Below are 25,612 nucleotides of genomic sequence, written 5' to 3' on the forward strand. Positions count from 1 at the left end.
TTATGCGGCTTCCTCCAACTCCACGAAATTCAATAGCTTGTCGCGGTAATGCGTGTACTGCTTGCGTCGCAGTTCGATTTCATGCGGCAAGCCTTCGCTGATGGAGTTCGTCAAGGTATTGAATTTATCGAGGATGGCGACGATGCGGTCCTGCTCTTCCCGTGGCGGCACTGGAATACGGATTTTTGAGAAACCATCAAGCAACAGTCTTTTGACCTTGGTGCGTGCCACATACTTCGCTTTTTCCGAAATGAAGGAAGTTGTCTGCATGCAGTAGGAAACGAACTTCGGATTCATATCATGGCGAAAGGCATAACAGTCGTCGTGGATGGCTACTTCTTTATCGCCAATCCATGCCGTCGCCTTTCCGACATCGTCGACGGTTTCTCCGATACCGGTAATGACGACATCGCCAGGTTGGGCATAGCGCAGGGTGCTTGCCATGTCCGACCTGACTTGCGAAATAGCCTTGTCCGTCCATACACCGTACTGCGTATAGATTTCGCCGTAGTGGATGACATTGATGCCATTTTCCACATAGTCAGCTTTGGTAAATCGACGGCCGCGGATGAATTTTCCTATTTCATTCAGCATCATCCACCTTATAATTGCTTGCTTGCTTGCTTGCTTGCTTGCTTGCTTGCTTGCTTGCTTGCTTGCTTGCTTGCTTGCGCTATCTGTGCGTTCATTGAACGCGAGAAGCGCGTCGCGGTAATACTTATATTGCCGCCGACGCGCTTCCAGCTCCGCTTCCAGCTCCGCTTCCAGCTCCGCTTCCAGCTCCGTGAAAGTGTCAAGAATTTTCACGATTTCGTACTGTACTTCGAGCGGTGGAACAGGAATGCGAATCTTCGCAAGGCTCTTCGCTGATACATCAATAACCTTCGTTCCAGTCGCGTACTTTCTCTTCTGATCGAAAAACTCCGGGGTGCAGAAGTAATATGACAGGTACTTTGGGTCTTGTTGATGTTTGATAACAGTCGCGTGACCACCCGTCACGATTTGCGAATCACCAAGCCATGCGACCGCTTTGCACACGTCCTCAATATTTTCGCTCGTGTTGGTTATTATTATGTCGCCAGTGTCAACCTTGGCGAGCGGCATGGCTGTTTCCGGAGCGACGAAGGAAATGGTTTTTGTCGCCCAAATTCCGTAGTACGTGTAAATTTGACCGTAGTGGATGCAGCCAATACCAGATTCCGCAAATACGGATTTGGGCAGGCCATTGCCTCGCACGAGTTCGGAGATATCCCCAAGTGCTTTGAACTCCACCCCATCTGGGCAGAGTTCCGAAATTAATTGTGCAATTCGACTCATGCTTTAACTTCCCCATCTTCAATCTCGGCCACGATCGCATCAATCTCCGCCCGCAGCTTGTCGATCCGGGCTACAGTGGTTTTCAGAGCGGCATTGACCTGAGCAATGTCCACCACCTCGCGGTTGTCCTTGGCTTCAACATAGCTGCTCACCGACAGGTTGTAGTCGTTGGCAGCGATCGCGTCGTAATCCACCGCTTTGGCAAAGTGCTCAATGTCGGCCTTGCTGTCGAATACCTGCATGATCTGTTCGATGTGTTTATCGGACAGTTCGTTGTTGTTGGTTTTCTTGTCGAACAGGCCACTGGCATTGATGAACTGGATTTTGGTGTCGGTCTTGTGTTTCGACAGCACTAGGATGTTTACCGCAATAGTGGTGCCGAAGAACAGGTTGGGCGCAAGCGAAATCACCGTTTCCACATAGTTGTTGTCCACCAGGTATTGGCGGATTTTTTGCTCCGCTCCGCCACGGTAGAAGATACCGGGGAAGCAGACGATGGCGGCGCGACCTTTGGCCGAAAGGTAGTGCAGCGCGTGCAGCACGAAGGCGAAGTCGGCTTTGGACTTGGGTGCCAGCACGCCGGCTGGGGCAAAGCGATCGTCGTTGATGAGGGTTGGGTCGTCGCCGCCGATCCACTTCACCGAGTACGGCGGGTTGGATACGATGGCATCAAAGGGTTTCTCGTCGCCGAAATGCGGGTTCCGCAGCGTGTCGCCCAACTGGATGTTGAATTTGTCGTAGTTGATGTTGTGCAGGAACATGTTCATCCGCGCCAGGTTGTACGTGGTGTGGTTGAGTTCCTGGCCGTAGAACCCGTCTTCGATGATATGGGCATCGAAGTGCTTTTTGGCCTGCAGCAGCAGTGAGCCGGAACCGCAGGCAGGGTCGTAGATCTTGTTGACGCTGGCCTGCTTGTGCATGGCCAGCTGCGCAATCAGCTTGGAGACGTTCTGAGGGGTGAAGAACTCGCCGCCGGACTTGCCGGCGTTGGCCGCATAGTTGGAGATAAGGAACTCGTAGGCGTCGCCGAACAGGTCTATGTGGCTGGCGTCGAAGCCGCCGAAGTCGAGTTCGGCCACACGCCTGAGCACGGCGGCAAGACGGGCGTTCTTTTCCTTGACGGTGTTGCCGAGGCGGTTGCTGGTGGTGTCGAAATCAGCGAACAGACCCTTGATGTCGAGCTCGGACGGGTAGCCGCTGGCCGAGCTTTCGATGGCGGCGAAGATGCGAGCTAGATCGGTATTCAGAGTTTCGTTGGCGTTGGCACCGGCGGCTACGTTGGCGAACAGCTGGCTGGGATAGATGAAGTAGCCTTTGGTCTTGATGGCATCATCTTTGATGTCCGCAGTGATGACGCCGTCAGGCAGTCGGGCATAGTCAATGCTGTCATCACCGCCCTCAATGTAGCTGGCGAAGTTCTCGCTAATGAAGCGGTAGAACAAGGTGCCGAGCACGTATTGCTTGAAATCCCAGCCGTCGACCGCGCCGCGTACGTCATTGGCTATCTGCCAAATCTGTCGTTGCAAGGCGGCGCGTTGTTGGGTGCTGGTCATAGGGTTGTTCCTGTTTCAATTTATCTGGTTTGGCGCAAGCACGAAGCGTGTGCCGAAAATGGGGCAGTTTCTTGTCGAGCAGTTGTTCTGCCTGGTTTATCAGCAAGCTATCCTCATGTCCGCTCCCATTAATCCAGCACCACCAGGAACTCAGTCGCCAGTGCGGTCGGCTGAACATCCCGAACATTGCGCTGCAGCGATACCAGGCCGTAATCGGCCATCATTCTCAGAGTGCGTGACAGGTTCGGTACCTTGCGGCCGCTGAGCTCGGCCAGCTCAGTCAGAGACTTGGGTTGTTGGTCATGGATCAGGCGCAGCAGGCGGCGGTTGTCGTCCGACAGCACTGCGGCCAGTGATGCCAGAGACGGAAACCAAATACTGGGCGTTTCGCTTCCCTTCGGTGGCGGACCTTCTGGCTGTCGGATACCCACAATGCAGCGCTTCATGATCGCGAATCCAATGACACGTTGATTCAAAATTGTATCAGTATCTGATAATCATCGTCGATCACAAATGCTTGCCAAAAAGGAAAAGGCAGAGGCAAGGGAATGGCAACCCAGGGGTAACGGCCCTACCCAAAAAAGGGAAAAGGCCACCAACGCCTCGGCCGGACTCACACCACCAAATTGGCCGACGGTGCCAGCCCGTCGATATAGTCCGCCCATGCCTGCAACATCTCCCGCCGCTGCTCGGCATACTCCGCCCGGTTGTAGACGCCACGCACGCCGCCGATGGTGTGGTTCAGCGCTTTTTCCACCACATCCGAAACCCAGCCCTGTTCGTGCAGCAGCGTCGATGCGGTACGTCGCAGGTCATGGATCGTGAAGGCGGGGATCTCCTGCCCCTGCAATGACACCTTCAGCGCCTGGTTCAGCGCATTGTTGGCGAAGGGCTTGGCCAGGGTGCCACGTCCCGGCAATACCCAGTCACTACTGCTGGCCAGCGGCTTGAGTTCCTTGAACAGTGTCTGCGCCTGGGTGGACAGGTAGACGATGTGCGGCTTGCCGGTCTTGGAGTTCTCAACCGGAATGTGCCATTCGCCTTCGTCCAGATGCACGTCCTTCCACTGCGCCAGCATCAGTTCGGACTTGCGCACCAGGGTCATCAGGATCAACTGGAAGGCGATCTTGAACTGGCGACGGATGTTGGAAGCCTGCATGGCGCGCAGGAACTGCCGGATTTCGTCCGGCGTCAGCGCCCGTTCGCGGGCGGCGGCGCGGTAGACGTGCCGCATCGGCAGGGCCATGACCGGGTTGGCCTGGATCAGGCCGCAGGTCAGCGCGTAATCGAACATGCGCTTGAGCAGGCCGCGCACCTGGCCGGCGGCGGCATCGAAGCCTTGTTCCTTCTTGCGCCAGATGGCGCTGCGCACATCCTCGGCGGTAATGTCCCGGACCGGCTTGCTGCCGATGTGCGGCAGGATGTCCTTCTCCAGGTAGCGGCGAGGCATGGTCACATCCTTGCGGTCGCGCGACTGGATGTCCTTGAAGAAGCGTTCGGCGAAGTCGGCCACGGTGGCATCTTCTGCGCCGGCCACTTTCTCCTGTTGCTTTTTCTGTGCTGGAGACTGGCCCAGCGCCACCAGATGTGCCGCCTCATCCCGCTTCAGGCGGGCGTTCTTCAGGGTAAGGGCGGGGTACTTGCCGAGTGTGAGCTTTTCCCGTTTGCCATCCAGCCGATAGCGGTAACGCCAGACGATGCTGCCACTCGGCAGCACTTCTACGTACAGCCCGCGATCGTCACTGACGATGTACGAGGCATCCTTCGGCTTGAGCGCCTTGAGTGCGGTGTCTGTGAGAGACATGGACCCTCCTTTGGGTCCATGAAAGTCAATAGTCAGGCTATTCGGTGAGCTTGGACCCATATATGGACCCGAATAGCGATGGCTTTGACTGTATCACCGAATCACTCAATAGACAAAAATCCCTTTATTTATGCGGCTCACAGGCACATCAGCAGACTTCGGTGGACCTCCATGGACCCCACATCACTTCCCGATGCAGAAGCTCGAAAAGATCCGGCCGAGCAGGTCGTCGGCGGTCATGCGGCCGGTGATTTCGCCCAGCGCCTGGTGCGCCAGGCGCAGTTCCTCGGCCGCCAGTTCCAGGTGGTCGTGGCGCAGTTGCGCCTCGGCATCGTCCAGGTGCGCGGCGGCCAGGATGATGGCCTGCACATGGCGCAGGCGCGCGGAGAATTCGCCCTGCTGGCCTTCGCCGCCGGCCCCCTCGCCGGCCAGCTGGCGCAGGCGCGCGTGCAGCTGCTCCAGGCCCTGCCCGCTGGCGGCGGACAACGCGATGCTGTCCGCGTCCGGCGGCTGCGGCCACTGCGGCAGCAGGTCGCATTTGTTGAGTACCCACAGCTGGCGCGTGGCCTGGGCGGCGGCATCGCCGATCGCCTGGCGGCCGGCCTCCGGGTCGCGCGCATCGAGCACCACGATGGCCAGGTCGGCCCGCTGCATCTCCTCGCGGGCGCGACGCATGCCCTCGCGCTCGATGGCATCGCCACCTTCGCGCAGGCCGGCGGTGTCGACCAGCTCCAGCTCCAGGCCATCGATGCGGATGGTCTCGCGCAGGGTGTCGCGGGTGGTGCCGGCGATATCGGTGACGATGGCGCGCTCGCTGCCGGCCAGGGCGTTGAGCAGCGAGCTCTTGCCGGCGTTGGGCGGGCCGATCAGCACCGCATGCAGGCCATCGCGCAGCTTGCGGCCGCGCTCGGCATCGACGCGCAGCCGCGCCAGCGCCTCGCGCGCCTGGGCGACGCCGGCACGCACCTGTGCTCCACCCAGCGTATCCAGCGGTTCGTCGGCGAAATCGATGGCGGCCTCGACGTGGATGCGCAGCCGCACCAGCTGCTCGGCCACGTCCTCGACGCGACGCGAGAACACGCCGTCGAGCGAGCGGCGGGCGGCGCGGGCGGCACGCACGTCGCCGGCGGCGATCAGGTCGGCGATGGCCTCGGCCTGGGCCAGGTCGAGCTTGCCGTTGAGGAAGGCGCGCTCGCTGAACTCGCCAGCGCGGGCCTGGCGCGCACCAAGGGCGATGCAACGCTCCAGCAGCTGGCGCAGGACCACCGGGCTGCCATGGCCCTGCAGTTCCACCACGTCCTCGCCGGTGAAGCTGCGCGGACCGGGGAAGTACAACGCGATGCCGTCGTCGATCACCTCGCCGTCCGCATCGCGGAAGCGCGCGTAGTGGGCGTGGCGCGGCCGCAGCGCGGGGCAGCCCAGCCCACCCGCGATCGGCGCCGACAGCGGGCCGGAAAGACGCACGATGCCGACGCCGCCCGCAGCGGCGCCACTGGCGATGGCGATGATGGTGTCGCGGCGGGCGCTGTCGTTCATGGCTTACAGCTTCTGCAGCTGCGCGCGGGCCTGCGCGGCGCCGCTGCCCTGCGGCTGCAGTTCCAGGAAGGTGAGATAGGCCTGCTTCGCCCGGAGCTTGTCGCCGGCGTGGAAATAGGCGTCGCCAAGGTTGAGATGGGCCACCGCGCGCGAAGGGTCGATCTTCAGTGTGTTCTCCAGCCAGCGTGCCGCTTCGGCGTAGCGTTGCTGGCGGTAGTAGACGAAGCCGAGGTTGTTGGCGGCCTGGGCGAAATCCGGGCGCAGCTTCAGCGCCTCGGTGAACTGCGCCACCGCCTCGTCGTAGCGCTTTTCGCGGTACAGCTGCAGGCCGCGGTCGTTGGCCTGCTGGGCGCGCTGGCGATCGGACGCCGGCACCGCCGCCGGCACCACCAGCGTGCTGCTGCCGCCCTGCAGGCCGGCCACCTTCACCGTCGCGTCGATGCCTCCCTGTGCCGCATCGGCGCGGCTGTTGAGCGCGATGGCATCGGCCGAGAGCTGGGTGCTGCCGGCGTTGAGGAACTCCTGGCTGTCCGGTACCTGGAACACGAATTCGCCGCCCTGCGAACCGGGCAGGCTGCCGAACGCCGGCGTCTGCCGCGAGACCGCCGAGACCGCCGGCGCGACGTAGGCCGCCAGTTCGGTGCCGGTGATCAGGCCGTCGCCATTGAGGTCGCCCTTGCCCGACAGCGCCTGCAGCAGCACCCAGGTGAACACCGAATGGCCGTTGGGCCCGCTGTCGGCGACCTGCTGGTCGGCGCCACCGGCGGTGAGCATCTGCCGCGCGGTGCGCCGCGCGTTCTCGCGCAGGAACGACGACGAGGCCGGGCCGCCGCGGGTCAGCCCCAGGCCGCTGTAGCAGGCATCCATCACGAACAGCACATGCTTGGCCTGCAGGCTCTCGGCGATGTTCTGCACGTCGGTCATGGCGATCGCATCGGTGGCGAACTCGCGCGGATCCGAATCGACCGGGATGATGTAGCCGAGGTCGCGCCCGGAGGCGAGCTGGCGGGTGGCGCCATGGCCGGCGAAGAACACGAACACGCGGTCGTTCTTCTGCGTGCGGCCATCGGACAGGCGGTCGTGGAACGCGGCCAGGATGTTGTTGCGGGTGGCATCGCGGTTCTTCAGCACGATCACCTGCGAGGAGGGGAAGCCGAACTGGCCGGTCAGGGCATCGGCCACGGCCTGCGCATCGCGGCTGGCGTATTCGAGCTTCGGCCACTTCGCGTAGTCGTCGATGCCGATCACGATGGCCCAGGACTTCTCGTAGCCGGTGGTGACGGTGGCCGCGTTGCCGGCGTCGCGGCGCGCGCGGCTGACGGAGAAGTCGCGTCCGTTCCAGCCGGCGAACTGGTAGCCGTCGGCGATCAGCCGGTCCAGGATCTGCGGCAGCGCCTTCACCGCGCGGTCGTGGATGTCGTGGAACAGGATGATGCCCTTCTGCTCCTTCTGCACCTGCGCGAGCACGCGCTGCACGATGGACTCCGGCACCGGGTCGGCCCAGTCCATCGAGTCGATGTTCCACATGATCGATTTGAGGCCGGCTTCGCCGAGCAGCTGCAGGCCCTCGGCGTTGCGCGCGCCATACGGGAAGCGGAACAGCGGCGCGCGCTCGCCACCGACCCGGCGCAGCAGCGCATCGGTGCCCAGCACCTGCTCGCGCAGCGCGTCGCCGCTGGTACGCGACAACTGCGCATGGGTCAGGCTGTGGTTGCCCACCGCATAACCGTCGGCCATCAGCTGGCGGCTGATCCCGGCCATCGCACCCAGCGCCACCGTGCCATCGGCGCCAACCGTGCCGATGTTGCGGCCGACCTCGAAGAACACGCCCGGCACGTCGTAGCGCTTGAGAATGGCGCTGATCTCCTCGGTATGGGCCTTGTGCGGGCCATCGTCGAAGGTCAGCACCACGGTCTTGGCCGGCAGGTCGCGGCCGAAGATCTCGCGCTCGCTGTCCTTCATCGACATCGGGTACGGCTCGATCACGCCGTGGTCGCGCAGGATCGCCTCGCGGTCGTAGCGCGTGCGCAGGTGGGCGAGGTAGTCCTCCCACTTCTCGCGCTTGAGCGCGATGGCGCGGGTGCGCTCGAAGCGGCTGAAGATGCGGGTGACTTCCTGGTTGTAGTTGCGCTCGATCTCGTCCAGCGCCTCCAGGTCCTCGCCGATGCGCTGGTGCAGCTTCACCGCTGGCAGCGAGGAGTCGGCACCGACGCGCGCGTGCAGGTCGCGCAGTACCTCGCGGAACGCCAGGCGGTCGGCGTCGAACAGGTCCGGTGCCGATTCGATGTAGTCCAGCACCGCGCCGAGCGTGGCGAACCGCTGCGGACTGGCGGTGCGCAGCAGCGCATCGAACTGCGCGGCGATCGCGTCGCGCTGCTCCAGTCCCTGGTGGAACAACTGCTGGCCGATGCGGGTGGAGGTGGCACGGTCGCGCTCGCCCTGCGTGTCCTCGTCGGCCAGCAGCACGATGATGCGGCGGTGGCTGTCCAGTTGCTTCTGCAGCGCCGCCAGCAGCGGAGCGGCAGCCGGATCGGCCGTCGTGGCCTGGCCGGGTGCCAGCGCCGCCGCGGGAGGCGCGGCGCCCTGTCCCCCTCCGCACCCGCCCAGCAACGCGATGATCGCGATCGGCAACAGGAAACCGCGCAGTGCTGGAAGACGGGACATGGCAGGCGAAGACAGGCGGGGGCCGGACGATTCTAGTGGAGCCGCGCGTGCGCCGCTGGCCCCGCCGCAGTCGCGGCAATCCCCCGCGGGTGGCGGCGGCATGCGCCGCGCATGCGAAAAGCCCGCCTTGCGGCGGGCTTTCGCGGTTACTTGGCTTCGGCCTTGGCCGGCGGCGTCGGTGCGTCCTCGCCGTGCTTCTTGGTCATCCACCACTGCTGGGCCAGGCTCAGGCCGCCGTTGACCACCCAGTACAGCACCAGGCCGGACGGCATGAAGGCCATCATGACGCCGAACACCAGCGGCATGAACTGCATCATCTTCTGCTGCATCGGGTCCATGCCCGGCGCCGGCGTCAGCTTCTGCGTGAACCACATCACCGCCACGTTGATCACCGGCAGGATGAAGTACGGATCGCGCGCGGTCAGGTCCTGGATCCACCCGAACCACGGCGCCTGGCGCAGCTCCACCGATTCCACCAGCACCCAGTACAGGGCGAAGAAGATCGGCATCTGGATCAGCAGCGGCAGGCAGCCGCCCATCGGGTTGATCTTTTCCTTCTTGTACAGCTCCATCATCGCGGTCTGGAACTTCTGGCGGTCGTCGCCATAGCGCTCCTTGAGTTGGGCGATGCGCGGCTGGAACTTGCGCATCTTGGCCTGCGACTTGTACTGCGCGTTGGCCAGCGGGAACAGCGCCAGCTTGAGCAGGATCACCAGGCCGATGATCGACCAGCCCCAGTTGCCGACCAGCTTGTGGACCTGGTTCATCACCCAGAACAGGCCCTGGCCGATGATCGCCATCAGCGAGAAACGGCTGTAGTCGACCACGCGCTCCAGGCCGGGCACGTCTTCCTTGGCGATCTGGTTGACCAGCTTCGGGCCGACCCACAGGCGTGCCTGGGTGCTGACCTTCTGGCCCGGGGCCACGGTGAAGCCCGGGCCGCGCGCCTCGATCACGTTGCGCGGGCCGTTCTGCGAAAGCAGATACAGCGAGGCCTGGTCGGCCTGCGGGATCCACGCGGTGAAGAAGTGGTGCTGCAGCATCGCCACCCAGCCACCGGTGATGGTCTGGTTGAGGTTGCCGTCCTCCAGGTAGTCGGCGAAGGGCCGGCGCTGGTACTTCTTGTCGTTGTCGTACCAGGTGGCGCCGTTGAAGCTGAAGGAATCGGGGTTGGTCATGCTGCGGCTGAGCACCGCCGGCACGCGGTCCAGCTTGCGGAACACATAGCCCTGCCACGGCGTGGTGCCGGCATTGACCACTTCATCCTTGACGCCGATGGCGTAGTCGCCGCGCTTGAAGGTGTAGGTGCGGTGGATGCTGACGCCATTCGGGCCGTTCCAGACGAACGGCACCTGCAGCTCGCTCTGGCCATCGGCCAGGGTGTATTCCTTCGCCCCCTGGGTCGGCTGGAAGCCGTTGGCGCCCGGCGCGGCCGAGCCGCCCTGGCCAACCCAGCCGCTGGTGGCGCTGTACGGATGCGCCTTTTCCTCGGTCAGCAGCTGCACCGGCGGGCTGCCGGCGGCCTTGGTCTGCGGGAACTGCAGCAGGTCGGCGTCGACCACGCTGCGGCCATCGAGCACCAGCTTCAGCACGTCGGTGGTGACAGTCACGCGGCTGGCGGTGGTGGCCGCTTCCATGGCCGGCGCCGGGGCGGCCGGGGTCTGCCCCGGAACCGCTGCCTGCGGCACGTTGCCGGCGGCCGGCGGGGCCAGGTCGGCGTCGTTGGCGGCAGGCACCGCCGGCTGGGTCGCGGCGACGGTGGCCGGGTCCGGCGCGTTCTTTTCGCGGCCCCACTCCATCCACAGCAGCACCGCCACCATCAGCCAGGCGAAAATCAGGAATACACGGGTCTGGTTCATCAGCAGGCAGGCTCGGCTCGACCAGGCAGGGTGCCCGGCGCGTTCAAGGAAGAAGAGGGTTCGTTGCCCTCGCGCGGCGGCATTGTGCCGTCAGCGACCACGGCGGGCAATGCGCCGGCACGGCGGAGCAGGCGTTCGAACGCCTCGCGGATCTGCCGGTTGCTGGCAAGTTTGGCCGCCGAGCGGGCGACCACGACGTAGTCACCCCCGGCCATGCCTGCCCGGAGGTGGCGTGTGGCATCACGCAGCACACGCTTGATACGGTTGCGGCCCACCGCGTGCGTATCGACCTTGCGTGACACGGCCAGGCCCAGCCGGGCGGGGGAATCCCCTTTCAGCCAGTGCAGTGTCATCAGCGGGTCGGATACACGGCGGGCGCCGTTGAAGACCGTTGTATATTCGGCACGCGTACGAACCCGCGCAGAGCGAGGAAATCGCTTGCGCGGGTCGGTGCTGCTCACGATCGGAGTTGCATCTGCCGCACGGGGCGGCAACGCAATCAAGCGCTGAGGACTTTGCGGCCCTTGGCGCGGCGACGCGACAGGATCTTGCGGCCGTCAGCGGTCTTCATACGCGCGCGGAAGCCGTGATCGCGCTTGCGCTTGAGGTTGCTGGGTTGGAACGTGCGCTTGGTGGCCATGGGGGCACCTGTATGAATGGGACGGAAAGAACCGGAAATTCTATAGACCTCCCCCCCACCGCGTCAAGCCATATCCCGCCTGTCGTGCAGGGGTTTCATCCACAGGCTGTGGATGGATCTGTGAACAAGTCAGGGACAAGCATTCCCGCCCCCGCCGCGCGGTGGTAGTCTGGGCCATCCACTTTCCCCCTATCCGGCACGTGGCCGGGCGGCTTCACTGCGCCCGTCCCGCGTGCCTTCGACGATTATTCCCGATGGATGCCTGGTCCCGTTGTATCGAACGTCTTGAAGCGGAGTTCCCGCCCGAAGATGTCCACACCTGGTTGAAGCCGTTGCAGGCCGACCACCGCGCCGACAGCATGGTGCTGTACGCCCCGAACGCCTTCATCGTCGACCAGGTGCGCGAGCGCTACCTGCCGCGCATCCAGGAGTTGTTGCGCTATTTCGCCGACATCACCGACGTGCAGCTGGAAATCGGCTCGCGCCCGCGCGCGGTCGAACCGGTGGCCGCCCTGGCCCCCGCCGCCGGCATGGCGCCGGCCGCGCCGGTGGTGCCGTTCAACGGCAACCTCGACGCGCACTACACCTTCGCCAACTTCGTCGAGGGCCGCAGCAACCAGCTGGGCCTGGCCGCCGCTTTCCAGGCGGCGCAGAAGCCCGGCGACCGTGCGCACAACCCGCTGCTGCTGTACGGCGGCACCGGCCTGGGCAAGACCCACCTGATGCTGGCCGCCGGCAACGCGATGCGCCAGGCCAACCCCGCCGCGCGGGTGCTGTACCTGCGTTCGGAGCAGTTCTTCAGCGCCATGATCCGGGCGCTGCAGGAAAAGACCATGGACCAGTTCAAGCGCCAGTTCCAGCAGGTGGACGCGCTGCTGATCGACGACATCCAGTTCTTTGCCGGCAAGGACCGCACCCAGGAGGAGTTTTTCCACACCTTCAATGCGCTGTTCGACGGCAAGCAGCAGATCATCCTGACCTGCGACCGCTACCCGCGCGAAGTCGAGGGCCTGGAAGCGCGGCTGAAGTCGCGCCTGGCGTGGGGCCTGTCGGTGGCGATCGAACCGCCGGATTTCGAGACCCGCGCGGCCATCGTGCTGGCCAAGGCACGCGAACGCGGCGCCGAGATTCCCGATGACGTGGCGTTCCTGATCGCCAAGAAGATGCGCTCCAACGTGCGCGACCTGGAAGGCGCGCTCAACACGCTGACCGCGCGCGCCAATTTCACCGGCCGCGCCATCACCACCGAGTTCGCCCAGGAAACCCTGCGCGACCTGCTGCGCGCCCAGCAGCAGGCGATCAGCATCCCCAACATCCAGAAGACCGTGGCCGACTACTACGGCCTGCAGATCAAGGACCTGCTGTCAAAGCGCCGGACCCGTTCGCTGGCGCGCCCACGCCAGGTGGCGATGGCGCTGACCAAGGAATTGACCGAGCACAGCCTGCCGGAAATCGGCGACGCCTTCGCCGGCCGCGACCACACCACGGTCCTGCATGCCTGCCGCCAGATCCGCACGCTGATGGAGACCGACGGCAAGCTGCGCGAGGACTGGGACAAGCTCATCCGCAAGTTGAGTGAGTGAGTCATCGGGGCACCGGGAACGGCCAGGCAGCAGGGCCGGCAGATGATGCATCGGCGCCATGCGGGCGTCATCGCACAAAACGGTGCATCATTCGGGGGCAGACGCTGGAGAATCTGTGGATAAAAATACGGTTCCGGATCGGCGCCAGTTTATCCACAGCTTTCCCCACCCGTTCCGGGCCAGTAATACAGAGGGTTTCGATGCAATGAAACCCTTTAAAAACAAATACTTGGGTGTGTTTTAAACCAAATCTGGCTCTACCAGCACCACCAAGCTTTTGATTTAACCCACATCTTTAAAAGCATAGGGGCACGAAACCACATGCGTTTCACACTGCAGCGCGAAGCCTTCCTCAAGCCGTTGGCGCAGGTCGTCAACGTGGTCGAACGCCGTCAGACCCTTCCGGTTCTGGCCAACTTCCTGGTCCAGGTGCAGGGCGGCCAGCTGTCGTTGACCGGTACCGACCTGGAAGTGGAGATGGTTTCCCGCATCGCGGTCGAGGATGCGCAGGACGGCGAAACCACGATTCCGGCACGCAAGCTGTTCGAGATCGTCCGCGCCCTGCCCGACGGCAGCCGCGTCACCGTGTCGCAGACCGGCGAGAAGATCACCGTGCAGGCCGGGCGCAGCCGCTTCACCCTGGCCACGCTGCCAGCAAACGATTTCCCGTCGGTGGATGAAGTCGAGGCCACCGAGCGCGTGGCGGTGCCGGAGTCCGCACTGAAGGAACTGATCGAGCGCACCGCATTCGCGATGGCGCAGCAGGACGTGCGTTATTACCTCAACGGCCTGCTGTTCGACCTGCGCGACCAGCTGCTGCGCTGCGTGGCCACCGACGGTCATCGCCTGGCCCTGTGCGAAACCGCGCTGGAGAACAGCACCGGTTCCAAGCGCCAGATCATCGTGCCGCGCAAGGGCGTGACCGAGCTGCAGCGCCTGCTCGAGGGGGGCGACCGCGAGGTGGAGCTGGAAGTCGGCCGCAGCCACGTCCGGGTGAAGCGCGACGATGTCACCTTCACCTCAAAGCTGATCGACGGCCGTTTCCCGGATTACGAAGCAGTGATTCCGATCGGCGCCGACCGCGAAGTGAAGGTGGACCGCGAAACCCTGCGTGCGTCGCTGCAGCGTGCGGCCATCCTGTCCAACGAGAAGTACCGCGGCGTCCGCGTCGAGGTCACCCCGGGCCAGCTGAAGATCAGTGCGCACAATCCCGAGCAGGAAGAAGCGCAGGAAGAGATCGAGGCGGAAACCCAGGTCAGCGACCTGGCGATCGGCTTCAACGTCAACTACCTGCTCGATGCGCTGTCGGCATTGCGCGACGAGCACATCGTCATCCTGCTGCGCGATTCCAACTCCTCGGCCCTGGTGCGCGAAGCCAGCAGCGAAAAATCGCGGCATGTGGTCATGCCGCTGCGTCTGTGACAGTTCTGGTTCCACGTGGAACATAAGCCCGGCAGTGCCGGGCTTTTTTTTGCCTGGCTATTGCCTGCCCGAAAGGGAGTTCCACGTGGAACTGACCTGTACGCGCTGACCTTCGATCCTGGAAGGATCCTGGTCATGACGGCCCGGCTCAGCAGGTTGGCATCGGCTTTCAATCCCGAATTGCGTCATGAGCCGGACAACGGATCGAATGCCGTTCCAACGTTGTTCCTGTGAGCCTGTAAAGCTTTAAATCTGGGAATAAATCAGAAGCTTGGTGGTGATGGTAGGGCTGGATTTCATGTAAAACACAGTTATCTCATTGTTTTTAAATGATATTTGCATGCTGAAACCCCTATGGAAGAGCCGGGGATGAGCCTGTGGATAGCTGTGGGCAAGCGATTCCGGAGCAAGAACCAGCAAATCTATCCACAGGATGCCAACGGGTGCCCCACCCTCGACACACAGGATCCGGCGGCGGCGTGTGTCGATTTGCAGCGCAGGTCCGGCGCCCGGTTCGACGGGCGGATGCTTTAAGCTGCCGATCCTGCCCCGGATGCCACGCCGGGGCGTTGCTTCTACTCCCGAGCATCAATGCACATCGTCCGTATCTCGCTGAACCGCGTTCGCCGGTTCGACTCCGTGGAGCTGGCTCCCCGCCCGGGGATCAACCTGATCACGGGGGACAACGGTGCCGGCAAGACCAGCCTGCTCGAAGCCCTGCACCTGATGGCTTACGGGCGCAGTTTCCGGGGGCGGGTCCGCGATGGACTGGTACAGAAAGGCGCCGAGGCCCTGGAGGTCTTCGTCGAATGGCAGGAACGTGCCGGCGCCGCCAGTGGGGAACGGGTCCGGCGCGCCGGCCTGCGCCATGGGGGGCAGACCTGGAAGGGCCGTCTTGATGGCGAGGATGTGGCGCAGCTGGGGTCGCTGTGCGCGGCACTGGCGGTGGTCACCTTCGAGCCCGGCAGCCATGCGCTCGTGAGTGGGGGCAGCGAACCGCGCCGGCGTTTCATCGATTGGGGATTGTTCCACGTGGAACCTGACTTTCTTCCCCTGTGGCGCCGTTACACGCGGGCGCTCAAGCAGCGCAACGCCCTGCTCAAGGCCGGGGCGGCCCCACGCCAGCTGGATGCCTGGGATCACGAACTGGCTGAAGCCGGCGTTCCATTGACCTCGCGGCGCCAGCAGTACCTCGATCGCCTGCAGGAACGTGCGGTGGCCATCGCCGCGGATCTGGCGCCAGGGCTACAGTTGCAGGGCCTGGAGCTGCAACCCGGTTGGCGCCGGCACGAGATGTCGCTGGCTGACGCGTTGTTGCTGTCCCGTGAGCGCGACCGCACCATGGGCCACACCTCGGTGGGGCCACACCGGGCCGACTGGTCGGTGGGCTACGGGGAAATCCCCGGCCGCGATGCGTTGTCGCGCGGCCAGGCCAAACTCACTGCCCTGGCCTGCCTGCTGGCCCAGGCGGACGATTACGCGGCCCAGCGGGGCGAGTGGCCGGTGATCGCCCTGGATGACCTGGGGGCGGAACTGGACCGGCACCACCAGCAGCGCGTACTGCAGCTGCTGGCCGCAACGCCCGCCCAGGTTTTCATTACCGCCACCGAACTCCCCGCCGTACTTGAAGAACACCTGCACCCGGCTGCCGTGTTCCACGTGGAACACGGCGCCATCCAGGCCCGGCAATGACCGTTCCGGGTGCGTCATGGCCCGGCTGGTATACTTTCGACGATCCCCTCTTTACTCACGCCCCGACCTCCGGGCCGGCGCGTGACCTGTGGAGCCAACGGCAAGCGCGATGAGCGAAGAACAGAACACTCCGGCCAGCAACGGCAATTACGACGCCAACAGCATCACCGCCCTTGAAGGCCTGGAGGCTGTCCGCAAGCGTCCCGGCATGTACATCGGTGATGTCCACGATGGCACCGGCCTGCACCACATGGTGTTCGAAGTCGTCGACAACTCCATCGACGAAGCGCTGGCCGGCCATGCCGACAACGTGCTGGTGACGATCCATGCCGATGGCTCGGTATCGGTGTCGGACAACGGCCGCGGCATCCCGGTGGGCAAGCACGAGCAGATGAGCCAGAAGCTCGGCCGCGAGGTGTCCGCCGCCGAGGTGGTGATGACGGTCCTGCACGCCGGCGGCAAGTTCGACGACAACAGCTACAAGGTGTCCGGCGGCCTGCATGGCGTGGGCGTCAGCGTGGTCAACGCCCTGTCGGAAAAGCTGCTGCTGGATGTGTTCCAGGGCGGTTTCCACTACCAGCAGGAATTCAGCAACGGCGCCGCGGTCGGCCCGCTGAAGCAGCTGGGTACCACGAGCAAGCGCGGTACCACCGTGCGCTTCTGGCCCTCGACCGTGGCCTTCCATGGCAACGTCGAGTTCCATTACGAAATCCTGGCGCGGCGCCTGCGCGAGCTCTCGTTCCTCAACTCGGGGGTCAAGGTCGTCCTGGCCGACGAGCGTGGCGAGGGCCGTCGCGACGATTTCCACTACGAAGGCGGCATCAAGAGCTTCGTCGAGCATCTGGCGCAGCTGAAGACCCCGCTGCACCCGAATGTCATCGCGGTCAGCGGCGAGCACAACGGCATCACCGTGGAAGTGGCGCTGCAGTGGACCGATTCCTACCAGGAAACGATGTACTGCTTCACCAACAACATCCCGCAGAAGGACGGCGGCACCCACCTGGCCGGCTTCCGCGGCGCGCTGACCCGCGTGCTGAACAACTACATCGAGCAGAACGGCATCGCCAAGCAGGCCAAGATCAGCCTGACCGGCGACGACATGCGCGAAGGCATGATCGCGGTGCTGTCGGTGAAGGTGCCGGACCCCAGCTTCTCCAGCCAGACCAAGGAAAAGCTGGTCAGCTCCGACGTGCGCCCGGCCGTGGAAAATGCCTTCGGCGCGCGCCTGGAGGAGTTCCTGCAGGAGAATCCGAACGAAGCCAAGGCCATCGCCGGCAAGATCGTCGACGCCGCCCGCGCCCGCGAGGCCGCGCGCAAGGCCCGCGACCTGACCCGCCGCAAGGGGGCGCTGGACATCGCCGGCCTGCCCGGCAAGCTCGCAGACTGCCAGGAAAAGGATCCGGCGCTGTCGGAACTGTTCATCGTCGAGGGCGACTCGGCAGGTGGCTCGGCCAAGCAGGGCCGCAACCGCAAGAACCAGGCAGTGCTGCCGCTGCGCGGCAAGATCCTCAACGTGGAACGCGCACGCTTCGACCGCATGCTGTCCTCCGACCAGGTCGGTACGCTGATCACCGCGCTGGGTACCGGCATCGGCCGCGATGAGTACAACCCGGACAAGCTGCGCTACCACAAGATCATCATCATGACCGACGCCGACGTCGACGGCGCGCACATCCGCACGCTGCTGCTGACGTTCTTCTACCGGCAGATGCCGGAGCTGATCGAGCGCGGCTACGTCTACATCGGCCTGCCGCCGCTGTACAAGATCAAGCAGGGCAAGACCGAGCTGTACCTGAAGGACGATCCGGCACTGGATGCCTACCTGGCCAACAACGCGGTCGAAAACGCTTCGCTGATCCCGGCCAGCGGCGAACCGCCGATCGAGGGGGTCGCGCTGGAGAAGCTGCTGATGACCTACGCCAGCGCCCAGGACGCCATCGACCGCAACGCCCACCGCTACGATCGCAGCCTGCTCGAAGCCCTGGTCGACTTCACCCCGATGGACCTGGAGCACCTGCGCAACGCCCCGGCCGGCGAAGGCCTGGACGCGCTGGCCAAGCGCCTGAACCAGGGCAGCCTGGGCACGCCGCGTTTCAGCCTGGTCCTGCAGGAGCCCACCGAGCAGCGTCCGGCCGCGGTGCTGGTCACCCGCCGCCACATGGGCGAGGAACACATCCAGGTGCTGCCGCTGGCGGCATTCGAATCCGGCGACCTGCGTCCGTTGCACCAGGCGTCGCAGTTGCTGCATGGCCTGATCCGCGAAGGCGCGACCATCAACCGCGGCAACCGTTCGGCCGAGGTCACCGGCTTCGCCCAGGCCCAGGCCTGGCTGATGGAGGAAGCCAAGAAGGGCCGCCAGATCCAGCGCTTCAAGGGTCTGGGCGAAATGAACCCCGAGCAGCTGTGGGACACCACCGTCAATCCCGATACCCGCCGCCTGCTGCAGGTGCGGATCGAGGATGCCGTGGCCGCCGACCAGATCTTCAGCACCCTGATGGGCGACGTGGTCGAACCGCGCCGCGACTTCATCGAGGACAACGCGCTGAAGGTCACCAACCTGGATATCTGACACAATCCGGCAACACGGGCAGGGGCCGCAGCTGGCGCCTGCCCACGACTTCCGCTGCTGCCGCAGGATCATGATGTCCGCACCCCCACCGGTTCCGCTGTCCGTCCCGCCTGCCGCACCCCGCGTCTCCCGCCCGGGTTCGCCACTGCTGGGCTTCGGACTGGATATCCTGCTGGCAGCCAGCATCCTGCTGGGCCTGAGCCTGGTCTGTGGCCTGGCCTGGGGCCTATGGCGCGGCATCGAGGTCGGCATGGCGCTGGCGCGCGAAGGTGGCGGAGCGCCGGATGCGGCGCAGCTGGGTTCGCAGCTGGGCCAGCCCGGCGCCCTGGCGCAGATGCTGATCGCACTGGTGTCCACCGGCCTTGCCGCACTGGTGCTGTATTTCTGGCGTCGGCCGGCCTCGCAGGCCGAACGCGCCGCGTCCCACGCCGCCGCCCGTCGTGGTTCCACCTGGGGCTGGACCCTGCTGGTGGCCGCCGGGGTGTTTGCCGGCAGCAGCCTGATCAGCTGGATCGGCAAGCAGCTCGGCATCGAGCCGGTACCGACCAATCTGCCGCTGATGGAACAGGCATTGGCCCACTACCCCGTGTTCCTGGTGGTTTTCGCGGTGTTCCTGGCGCCGGCCTACGAGGAACTGCTGTTCCGCCGGGTGCTGTTCGGGCGTCTATGGGCGGCGGGCCGGCCGTGGCTGGGGATGGTGCTCAGTGGCGCGGCCTTCGCCTTCATCCATGAGATTCCCGGGACCACCGCCAACGGACTGCCGGAAATCCTGCAGCTGTGGCTGGTCTATGGCGGCATGGGCGTGGCTTTCGCCTGGCTGTACCGGCGCACGGGCACCTTGTGGGCGGCCATCGCCGCGCATACGCTCAACAACGCGATCGCACTGACGGCGCTGGTGTTTTTCGGGCTCCAGTAAGCGCGTCGCGGGTTGACGGAAATTTAAGCCGGGCGCTCGCACACTGGCCGCATGAATGAGGGTAAGTACGCCATGAAACCGCTGCTGTTCGGCGCCGCCATCGCCCTGCTGCTCGGCGCCTGCGCGACCACGACCTCGCCCACCGGGCGCCGCCAGGTCGTGGGCGGGATTTCCCCACAGCAGCTGGACCAGCTCGGCGCGCAGGCCTTTGCCGAAACCAAGGCCAAGCAGACCCTGAGCCGGGACGCCCGCCAGAATGCATACGTCCAGTGCGTGGTCAACGCGCTGGTCGCCGAGCTGCCGCAACAGTACCGCGGCGTACGTTGGGAAACGGCATTGTTCGTCGAGAAGGAACCCAACGCCTTCGCCCTGCCCGGCGGCAAGGTCGGGGTCAACAGCGGCATCTTCACGGTGGCGAAGAACCAGGACCAGCTGGCCGCGGTGATCGGCCATGAAATCGGCCATGTGATCTCGCGGCACCACGAGGAGCGCCTGACCCGCCAGCAGGGCACGCAGCTGGGCCTGGGCATAATCGGCGCGCTGGCAGGTGCCGCCTATGGCGATACCGCCGCCAGTGCGGTCAACCAGTTCGGCGGCATGGGCGCACAGGGACTGATCCTGCTGCCCGGCTCGCGCACCCAGGAAAGCGAGGCCGACGTGGTCGGCCAGCGGCTGATGGCCCAGGCCGGATTCGATCCCGCCCAGGCCGTGGACCTGTGGCAGAACATGATGGCGGCCGGCGGCGGACGCCCCCCGCAGTGGCTGTCGACCCACCCGGACCCGACCAACCGGATCCGCGAGCTGCAACGCGATGTGGCCATGCTGGAACCCGTCTACCGCCAGGCGCGGCAGTCCGGAAGGACGCCGCGCTGCGGTTGACCCGTGGACATGACCGTCCCGGGCCCTGGACATTGGTGCACTACAGCATCGGAAGTGATTTCTCCGTCAAAATTTTTCTGTTACGTTTGGCGGCTCTGTCTCCACAGACAGTCCGTCTACAGCCCCGCCCCCGCGGTTCCATCGAGGTGACCCATGATCTCCCGCAGCCATAAGCAGGCCCTGCTTTCCGTCCTCATCGCGACCGTGCTTGGTGGTGTCGTGGTTGCCGATGCTGCCGCCCAGGCGCGTTCGTCCGACCGTGGTGGCGAACGCCGCAGCCGCGGTGCGGCCAAGGCCGAGGTGCTGTATCCGGAGGCAACCCGCCAGGAACCCAATGGCAAGTCGTCCTCGAAGATGAATGGCAAGCTGCAGAAGCTGTTCGCCGCCTACAACAAGGAAGAATACGAGGAGACCCGCAAGCTGGCCGATGAGATCATCGCCGCCGAGGGCGCCAACGAGTACGACAAGGCGGTCGCCAACCAGCTCGCCTCGCAGGCGGCCTACAACCTGGACGACAGTGCGGCCGCCAAGCAGTACCTGCAGCAGGCCATCGCCCTGAACCAGCTGGACAACAACGGCCACTACCAGGCGATGCTGATGCTGGCCCAGCTGCAGCTGCAGGACGAACAGTACGCCGAGGGCCTGGCCAACCTGGACAAGTACCTGGCCGAGTCCAAGTCGCACAAGCCCGAGGAACTGGTGATCAAGGGCCAGGCCCTGTACCAGACCGAAAAGTACGCCGAGGCCATTCCGGTGCTGAAGGCGGCCATCGCCGCCTCGCCCGAGCCGAAGGACAGCTGGAACCAGCTGCTGATGGCCTCCTACGCCGAGGCCGGACAGACCGGTGAGGCGGTCAAGGCCGCCGAAGCGCTGGCCGCCAGGAACCCGGCCGACAAGAAGGCGCAACTGAACCTGGCCAGCATGTACATGCAGGCCGACCAGATGGACAAGGCCGCCGCGGTGATGGACAAGCTGCGCGCGGCCGGACAGCTCACCGAAGAGCGCGAGTACAAGCAGCTGTACTCGATCTATGCCAACACCGAGAACAAGGAAAAGGACGTCATTGCGGTGATCAACGAGGGCATGTCCAAGGGCATCCTCAAGCCGGACTACCAGGTCTACCTGGCGCTGGCGCAGTCGTACTACTACTCCGACCAGATCCCGCAGGCCATCGAGGCGTGGCAGAAGGCCGCCCCGCTTTCCAAGGATGGCGAGACCTACCTGAATCTGGCGCGTGTGCTGCACTCCGAAGGGCGGATTCCCGAGGCCAAGCAGGCGGCCCGGGATGCAAAGGCTAAAGGTGTGAAGAACCCGGCCGATGCAGACAAGATCATCAACCTGAAGTAAGCAGGAATAACGCCTGAACAGCTGCATTTGTGATGCGCAGCCGGTCAGGATTGGTATAAGCTTGGAGGTTCCTGCGGTGTCATGCACCGCTGAATCAGGGGCGTCGGAACAGCGGCGTCCCGGCCCCACTAATGAGCTCTTGGCGCATGACGGAACAACTGGTTTTCCACCACAGGTATGACGGCGAGAAAGAGACGGGTCTGAGCTGGCCCCGCATCGCCGGTATCGCCTTTGTAATCGCACTCCATCTGGCAGCCCTGATGATGCTCCTGATTCCCGCCGTGGCCCCGAAGGCCGCCAAGGAGAAGGAACGCAACGTCATGGTGACGCTGGTCGACGCCCCGCCGCCGCCACCGCCGCCGCCGCCGCCGCCGCCGCCGCAGGACACGCCGCCGCCGCCGGTCAAGAACCTGGCGCCGCCGAAGGCCTCGCCGCTGCCGCCGCCGCCGGAGGCCCCGGTGGTGGACGTGCCGACGCCGCGGGATACCGATATCGTGACGCCGCCATCGCCGCCGACGCCGCCGGCGCAGGTCACCGACATCCAGGCCAGCGTGGACATCTCGTCCAAGAACATGAACCCGCCGCGTTACCCGCCGGCCGCCTTCCGCGCCGGTATCCAGGGCGAGGTCATCCTGATCATTGATGTCGACGCCAGCGGCAACGTCACCAATGTGTCCGTCGAGAAGTCCAGCCGTAACCGTGATCTCGACCGCGCCGCCATGGATGCGGCACGCAAGTGGAAGTTCAATCCTTCCGTCATCAATGGACAAAAGGCGGCTGGTCGCGTCCGCGTCCCGGTCAACTTTGCGCTGAGCTGATCCCCCGGCGGCCAGCGGCCGCCAGCAGGGAACCGTTCGACTTTAGCTACACCCTTTAACACCACACACAACAAAGGTAAGCGTCATGCTGCAGGAAATCTTCATCGCCGCTGCTGCCGGGGGCAACGCAAACAACGCGCTCTCGCAGATGGGCTTCGAGCATCTGATTCACGAAATGACCTCCAAGCCGGGTGACTTCGCGGTTTCCTGGGTCGTGCTGCTGACCCTGGTCGCGATGTCGGCGATGTCGTGGTACTGGACCGTCATCAACATCTTCCGCTCCACCCGCCTGAAGTCGGCTTCCGACCGCGTGCCGGGCATGTTCTGGGACGCTGCCAATGCCCAGGACGCGATCCGCGCCATGGAAGAGCAGCCGGCTTCGGAGCCGTTCTCGAAGATCGCGCTAGACGCCGCCCAGGCCGCTGCGCACCACCAGCAGGCCGGTGCCGCCGAGACCCTGAGCCGTTCGGAGTTCGTCGACCGCGCCCTGCGCCAGGCCGTCACCCGCGAATCCAACAAGCTGCAGGGCGGCATGATCCTGCTGGCCACCGTCGGCGCGACCGCTCCGTTCGTGGGTCTGCTGGGTACCGTGTGGGGCATCTACGGCGCGCTGATCAAGATCGGTGCCACCGGTTCGGCCTCGATCGACGCCGTTGCCGGCCCGGTGGGTGAAGCGCTGATCATGACCGCGATCGGTCTGTTCGTCGCGATCCCGGCCGTGTTCGCCTTCAACTTCTTCAGCAAGATCAACAGCGCCACCGTCAGCAAGTTCGACACCTTCGCGCACGATCTGCACGACTTCTTCGCCACCGGCTCGCGCGTTCGCTGAGCCGGCAGCAGAGCAGTCCTCGCAACGATATAGACGGAGCCCGTTATGGCTTTCAGTAGTGGTAACAGCGGCGGCCCCATGGCCGACATCAACGTCACGCCCCTCGTGGACGTGATGCTGGTGCTGCTGATCATCTTCATCATCACGGCTCCCCTGATGTCCCACAAGGTCAAGGTCGAGCTGCCCGAGGCCAACCTGAACATCAATCCGGACGACGCTGAAAAGCGTGCGGGCCCGATCACGGTGGCAGTCAAGGAAGACGGTTCGCTCTACTGGAACGATGAGCCGGTGTCGAAGGAGACCCTGGAATCGCGTTTCGCCACTGCTGCCCAGCAGACGCCGCAGCCGCCGCTCAACCTGCGTGGTGACAAGACCACCAAGATGAGCGTGATCAATGAAGTGACCAAGATCGCGCAGAGCCAGGGCATGCTGGACGTCGGTTTCGTTGCCACCAAAGAAAAGGGGCAATAAGCGATGGCTTTCAGTAGTGGTGGAAACAGGGGCCCCATGGCCGACATCAACGTCACGCCCCTCGTGGACGTGATGCTGGTGCTGCTGATCATCTTCATCGTGACCGCGCCGATCATGACGTACCCGATCGCCGTGGACCTGCCGCAGCGGGTCATCAACCCGCCGCCGCAGCTGCGCGAGCCGCCGCCGCCGATCGATCTGCGCGTGGATGCGAGCAATCAGGTTTACTGGAACAACAGCCCGGTGAACGTGAACGACCTGCAGCAGAAGATGGAAGAAGAAGTACAGAAGGATCCGACCAACCAGCCGGAACTTCGCATCGATGCCAATCCGGATTCCGAGTACGAGGTCATGGCCAAGATCCTGGCCCAGGCCAAGAACGCCCAGATGAAGAAGATCGGTTTCGTGCAGTAACGCAATACTCAAGTCATGACGCGACTGGAAAACGCCCCCGCAAGCCGGGGGCGTTTTTTTGGCTCTGTTGCAAAGATTGGCGGCAGTCAGAGGTAGGCTGTCGCTCTGCGCCGATCAGGCGGCTGCTGCGAAATGGTGGTTGAGCATGCCCATGGCCTCCGTCAGCGCCGAGGGCCCAATGCCAAAAGCTCTCTCCACAAGGCGCACCTCGCCCCTGATGCCGGGCTGCAGGCACCAGGGGCGAGCCTGTCCTTTGCGCAGGGCTCGCATGACTTCGAATCCCTTGATCGTGGCATAGGCCGTGGGGATCGATTTGAAACCGCGCACCGGCTTGATCAGTATCTTGAGCTTTCCGTGATCGGCCTCGATCACGTTATTGAGATACTTCACCTGCCGGTGGGCCGTCTCCCGGTCCAGCTTTCCTTCGCGCTTCAATTCGGTGATCGCTGCACCATAGCTCGGCGCTTTGTCGGTATTGAGCGTGGCAGGCTTTTCCCAGTGCTTCAGGCCTCGCAGGGCCTTGCCCAGGAACCGCTTCGCTGCCTTGGCGCTGCGGGTCGGCGACAGGTAGAAATCGATCGTGTCGCCCCGCTTGTCGACTGCCCGGTACAGGTAGGTCCACTTGCCCCGCACCTTGACGTAGGTTTCATCCAGGCGCCAGCTCGGATCAAAGCCACGCCGCCAGAACCAGCGCAGCCGCTTCTCCATCTCCGGGGCGTAGCACTGGACCCAGCGATAGATCGTCGTATGGTCGACCGAAATGCCGCGTTCCGCCAGCATTTCCTCAAGGTCGCGATAGCTGATCGGATAGCGACAATACCAGCGCACCGCCCACAGGATCACATCACCCTGGAAATGGCGCCACTTGAAATCCGTCATCGTTCCGTCCGTCCAATCTCCGCCAAGCATGCTCAAGCTTCACGATTTTTGCAACAGAGCCCACACGAGTATTGAGCATAGTCGAGATTGGTGCAGATCACTTCTGATATTGAACTGTCAGGAGCTGGCTGCACAACAGCCATTACGCCCAATCAACTGGTGCAGTCGTCTTCTGAAAATGACATTTGGTATCTCTCATAAACGGATGTTTTTGAGAGAACTATCTTCGGCCTTCACACGCACGAAAGGCGGCGAAGCTCCGCCGTTAATCCGTCCGCCGGAGATCTCGCCCAGGCAGGCTGAAGGCCGAGCAAGCCTGACAGGCCCGAAAAGCCCGGCACGGGCGTCGGCGGCGATGACGGCGGCGGCATTATCCAGGGTTGATGATGGAAGTGGAGGATATCGACAACCTCTCGCGCA

The 25,612-nt window shown here is 64.1% G+C and carries 21 protein-coding genes; 11 read left to right on the forward strand and 10 right to left on the reverse strand.

Annotated elements, in window-relative coordinates:
- From F0P95_RS03605 to rpmH, 9 genes are all read right to left on the reverse strand, one after another.
- Positions 1–1,317 carry a restriction endonuclease subunit S gene (locus tag F0P95_RS03605; protein WP_033072626.1) on the reverse strand — a complete coding sequence of 439 codons (1,317 nt, stop codon included), beginning with the start codon at positions 1,315–1,317 and terminating at the stop codon, positions 1–3.
- Positions 1,314–2,870 (reverse strand): type I restriction-modification system subunit M, encoded by a 1,557-nt coding sequence (locus F0P95_RS03610; protein ID WP_033978286.1) that lies wholly within the window; start codon positions 2,868–2,870, stop codon positions 1,314–1,316. Before F0P95_RS03610 ends, F0P95_RS03605 begins: the two co-directional genes overlap by 4 nt.
- A gap of 128 nt (positions 2,871–2,998) precedes the next feature.
- Entirely contained in the window at positions 2,999–3,316 is a 318-nt protein-coding gene (locus tag F0P95_RS03615) for an HVO_A0114 family putative DNA-binding protein (RefSeq protein WP_025981589.1), read from the reverse strand.
- A gap of 167 nt (positions 3,317–3,483) precedes the next feature.
- Positions 3,484–4,674, reverse strand: a complete 1,191-nt coding sequence (locus F0P95_RS03620; RefSeq protein ID WP_033936968.1) for a tyrosine-type recombinase/integrase — start codon at positions 4,672–4,674, stop codon at positions 3,484–3,486.
- Between the two features lie 183 nt (positions 4,675–4,857).
- Positions 4,858–6,210, reverse strand: a complete 1,353-nt coding sequence (gene mnmE, locus F0P95_RS03625) for a tRNA uridine-5-carboxymethylaminomethyl(34) synthesis GTPase MnmE (RefSeq protein WP_182335729.1) — start codon at positions 6,208–6,210, stop codon at positions 4,858–4,860.
- Between the two features lie 3 nt (positions 6,211–6,213).
- A complete protein-coding gene (locus tag F0P95_RS03630; RefSeq protein WP_182335730.1) occupies positions 6,214–8,874 on the reverse strand; it encodes a polysaccharide deacetylase family protein in 2,661 nt (886 codons plus the stop codon).
- Between the two features lie 146 nt (positions 8,875–9,020).
- A complete protein-coding gene (yidC, locus tag F0P95_RS03635; protein ID WP_182335731.1) occupies positions 9,021–10,733 on the reverse strand; it encodes a membrane protein insertase YidC in 1,713 nt (570 codons plus the stop codon).
- Positions 10,733–11,194 (reverse strand): ribonuclease P protein component, encoded by a 462-nt coding sequence (gene rnpA, locus F0P95_RS03640; RefSeq protein WP_056931421.1) that lies wholly within the window; start codon positions 11,192–11,194, stop codon positions 10,733–10,735. Before rnpA ends, yidC begins: the two co-directional genes overlap by 1 nt.
- Before the next feature lie 38 nt (positions 11,195–11,232).
- Positions 11,233–11,373, reverse strand: a complete 141-nt coding sequence (rpmH, locus tag F0P95_RS03645) for a 50S ribosomal protein L34 (RefSeq protein ID WP_006404565.1) — start codon at positions 11,371–11,373, stop codon at positions 11,233–11,235.
- A gap of 254 nt (positions 11,374–11,627) precedes the next feature.
- Between rpmH and dnaA the strand changes: the two genes are divergently transcribed.
- From dnaA to F0P95_RS03700, 11 genes are all read left to right on the forward strand, one after another.
- Entirely contained in the window at positions 11,628–12,956 is a 1,329-nt protein-coding gene (gene dnaA / locus F0P95_RS03650; RefSeq protein ID WP_182335732.1) for a chromosomal replication initiator protein DnaA, read from the forward strand.
- 321 nt (positions 12,957–13,277) lie between these two features.
- Complete coding sequence (dnaN, locus tag F0P95_RS03655; protein ID WP_054661226.1) at positions 13,278–14,378, forward strand: DNA polymerase III subunit beta; 1,101 nt, start codon at positions 13,278–13,280, stop codon at positions 14,376–14,378.
- A 591-nt stretch (positions 14,379–14,969) separates the two neighbouring features.
- On the forward strand, positions 14,970–16,070 hold the full coding sequence (gene recF, locus F0P95_RS03660) for a DNA replication/repair protein RecF (RefSeq protein WP_182335733.1): 1,101 nt from the start codon (positions 14,970–14,972) through the stop codon (positions 16,068–16,070).
- Positions 16,071–16,179: 109 nt separating this feature from the next.
- Positions 16,180–18,639, forward strand: coding sequence for a DNA topoisomerase (ATP-hydrolyzing) subunit B (gene gyrB / locus F0P95_RS03665; RefSeq protein ID WP_182335734.1), 2,460 nt, complete (start codon positions 16,180–16,182; stop codon positions 18,637–18,639).
- Between the two features lie 73 nt (positions 18,640–18,712).
- A complete protein-coding gene (locus F0P95_RS03670; protein WP_182335735.1) occupies positions 18,713–19,555 on the forward strand; it encodes a CPBP family intramembrane glutamic endopeptidase in 843 nt (280 codons plus the stop codon).
- Positions 19,556–19,627: 72 nt separating this feature from the next.
- On the forward strand, positions 19,628–20,434 hold the full coding sequence (locus F0P95_RS03675) for a M48 family metallopeptidase (protein WP_182335736.1): 807 nt from the start codon (positions 19,628–19,630) through the stop codon (positions 20,432–20,434).
- A gap of 153 nt (positions 20,435–20,587) precedes the next feature.
- Positions 20,588–21,781 carry a heme biosynthesis protein HemY gene (locus F0P95_RS03680; RefSeq protein ID WP_182335737.1) on the forward strand — a complete coding sequence of 398 codons (1,194 nt, stop codon included), beginning with the start codon at positions 20,588–20,590 and terminating at the stop codon, positions 21,779–21,781.
- A gap of 146 nt (positions 21,782–21,927) precedes the next feature.
- Complete coding sequence (locus tag F0P95_RS03685; protein ID WP_182335738.1) at positions 21,928–22,599, forward strand: energy transducer TonB; 672 nt, start codon at positions 21,928–21,930, stop codon at positions 22,597–22,599.
- Between the two features lie 85 nt (positions 22,600–22,684).
- Complete coding sequence (exbB, locus tag F0P95_RS03690; protein ID WP_054661248.1) at positions 22,685–23,428, forward strand: TonB-system energizer ExbB; 744 nt, start codon at positions 22,685–22,687, stop codon at positions 23,426–23,428.
- Between the two features lie 45 nt (positions 23,429–23,473).
- Positions 23,474–23,899: an ExbD/TolR family protein gene (locus tag F0P95_RS03695; protein ID WP_182335739.1), complete on the forward strand. Its 426-nt coding sequence runs from the start codon at positions 23,474–23,476 to the stop codon at positions 23,897–23,899.
- Between the two features lie 3 nt (positions 23,900–23,902).
- The gene (locus F0P95_RS03700; RefSeq protein WP_054661253.1) at positions 23,903–24,313 is read left to right on the forward strand and encodes an ExbD/TolR family protein; all 411 of its coding nucleotides are present in this window, start codon (positions 23,903–23,905) and stop codon (positions 24,311–24,313) included.
- Positions 24,314–24,427: 114 nt separating this feature from the next.
- On the opposite strand, the gene F0P95_RS03705 is transcribed toward F0P95_RS03700, so the two are convergent.
- Entirely contained in the window at positions 24,428–25,192 is a 765-nt protein-coding gene (locus F0P95_RS03705) for an IS6-like element IS6100 family transposase (RefSeq protein ID WP_001389365.1), read from the reverse strand.
- Positions 25,193–25,612 lie beyond the last annotated feature (420 nt).

Source organism: Stenotrophomonas acidaminiphila, from assembly GCF_014109845.1.
In the GTDB taxonomy this organism is placed as follows: Bacteria; Pseudomonadota; Gammaproteobacteria; order Xanthomonadales; family Xanthomonadaceae; genus Stenotrophomonas; species Stenotrophomonas acidaminiphila.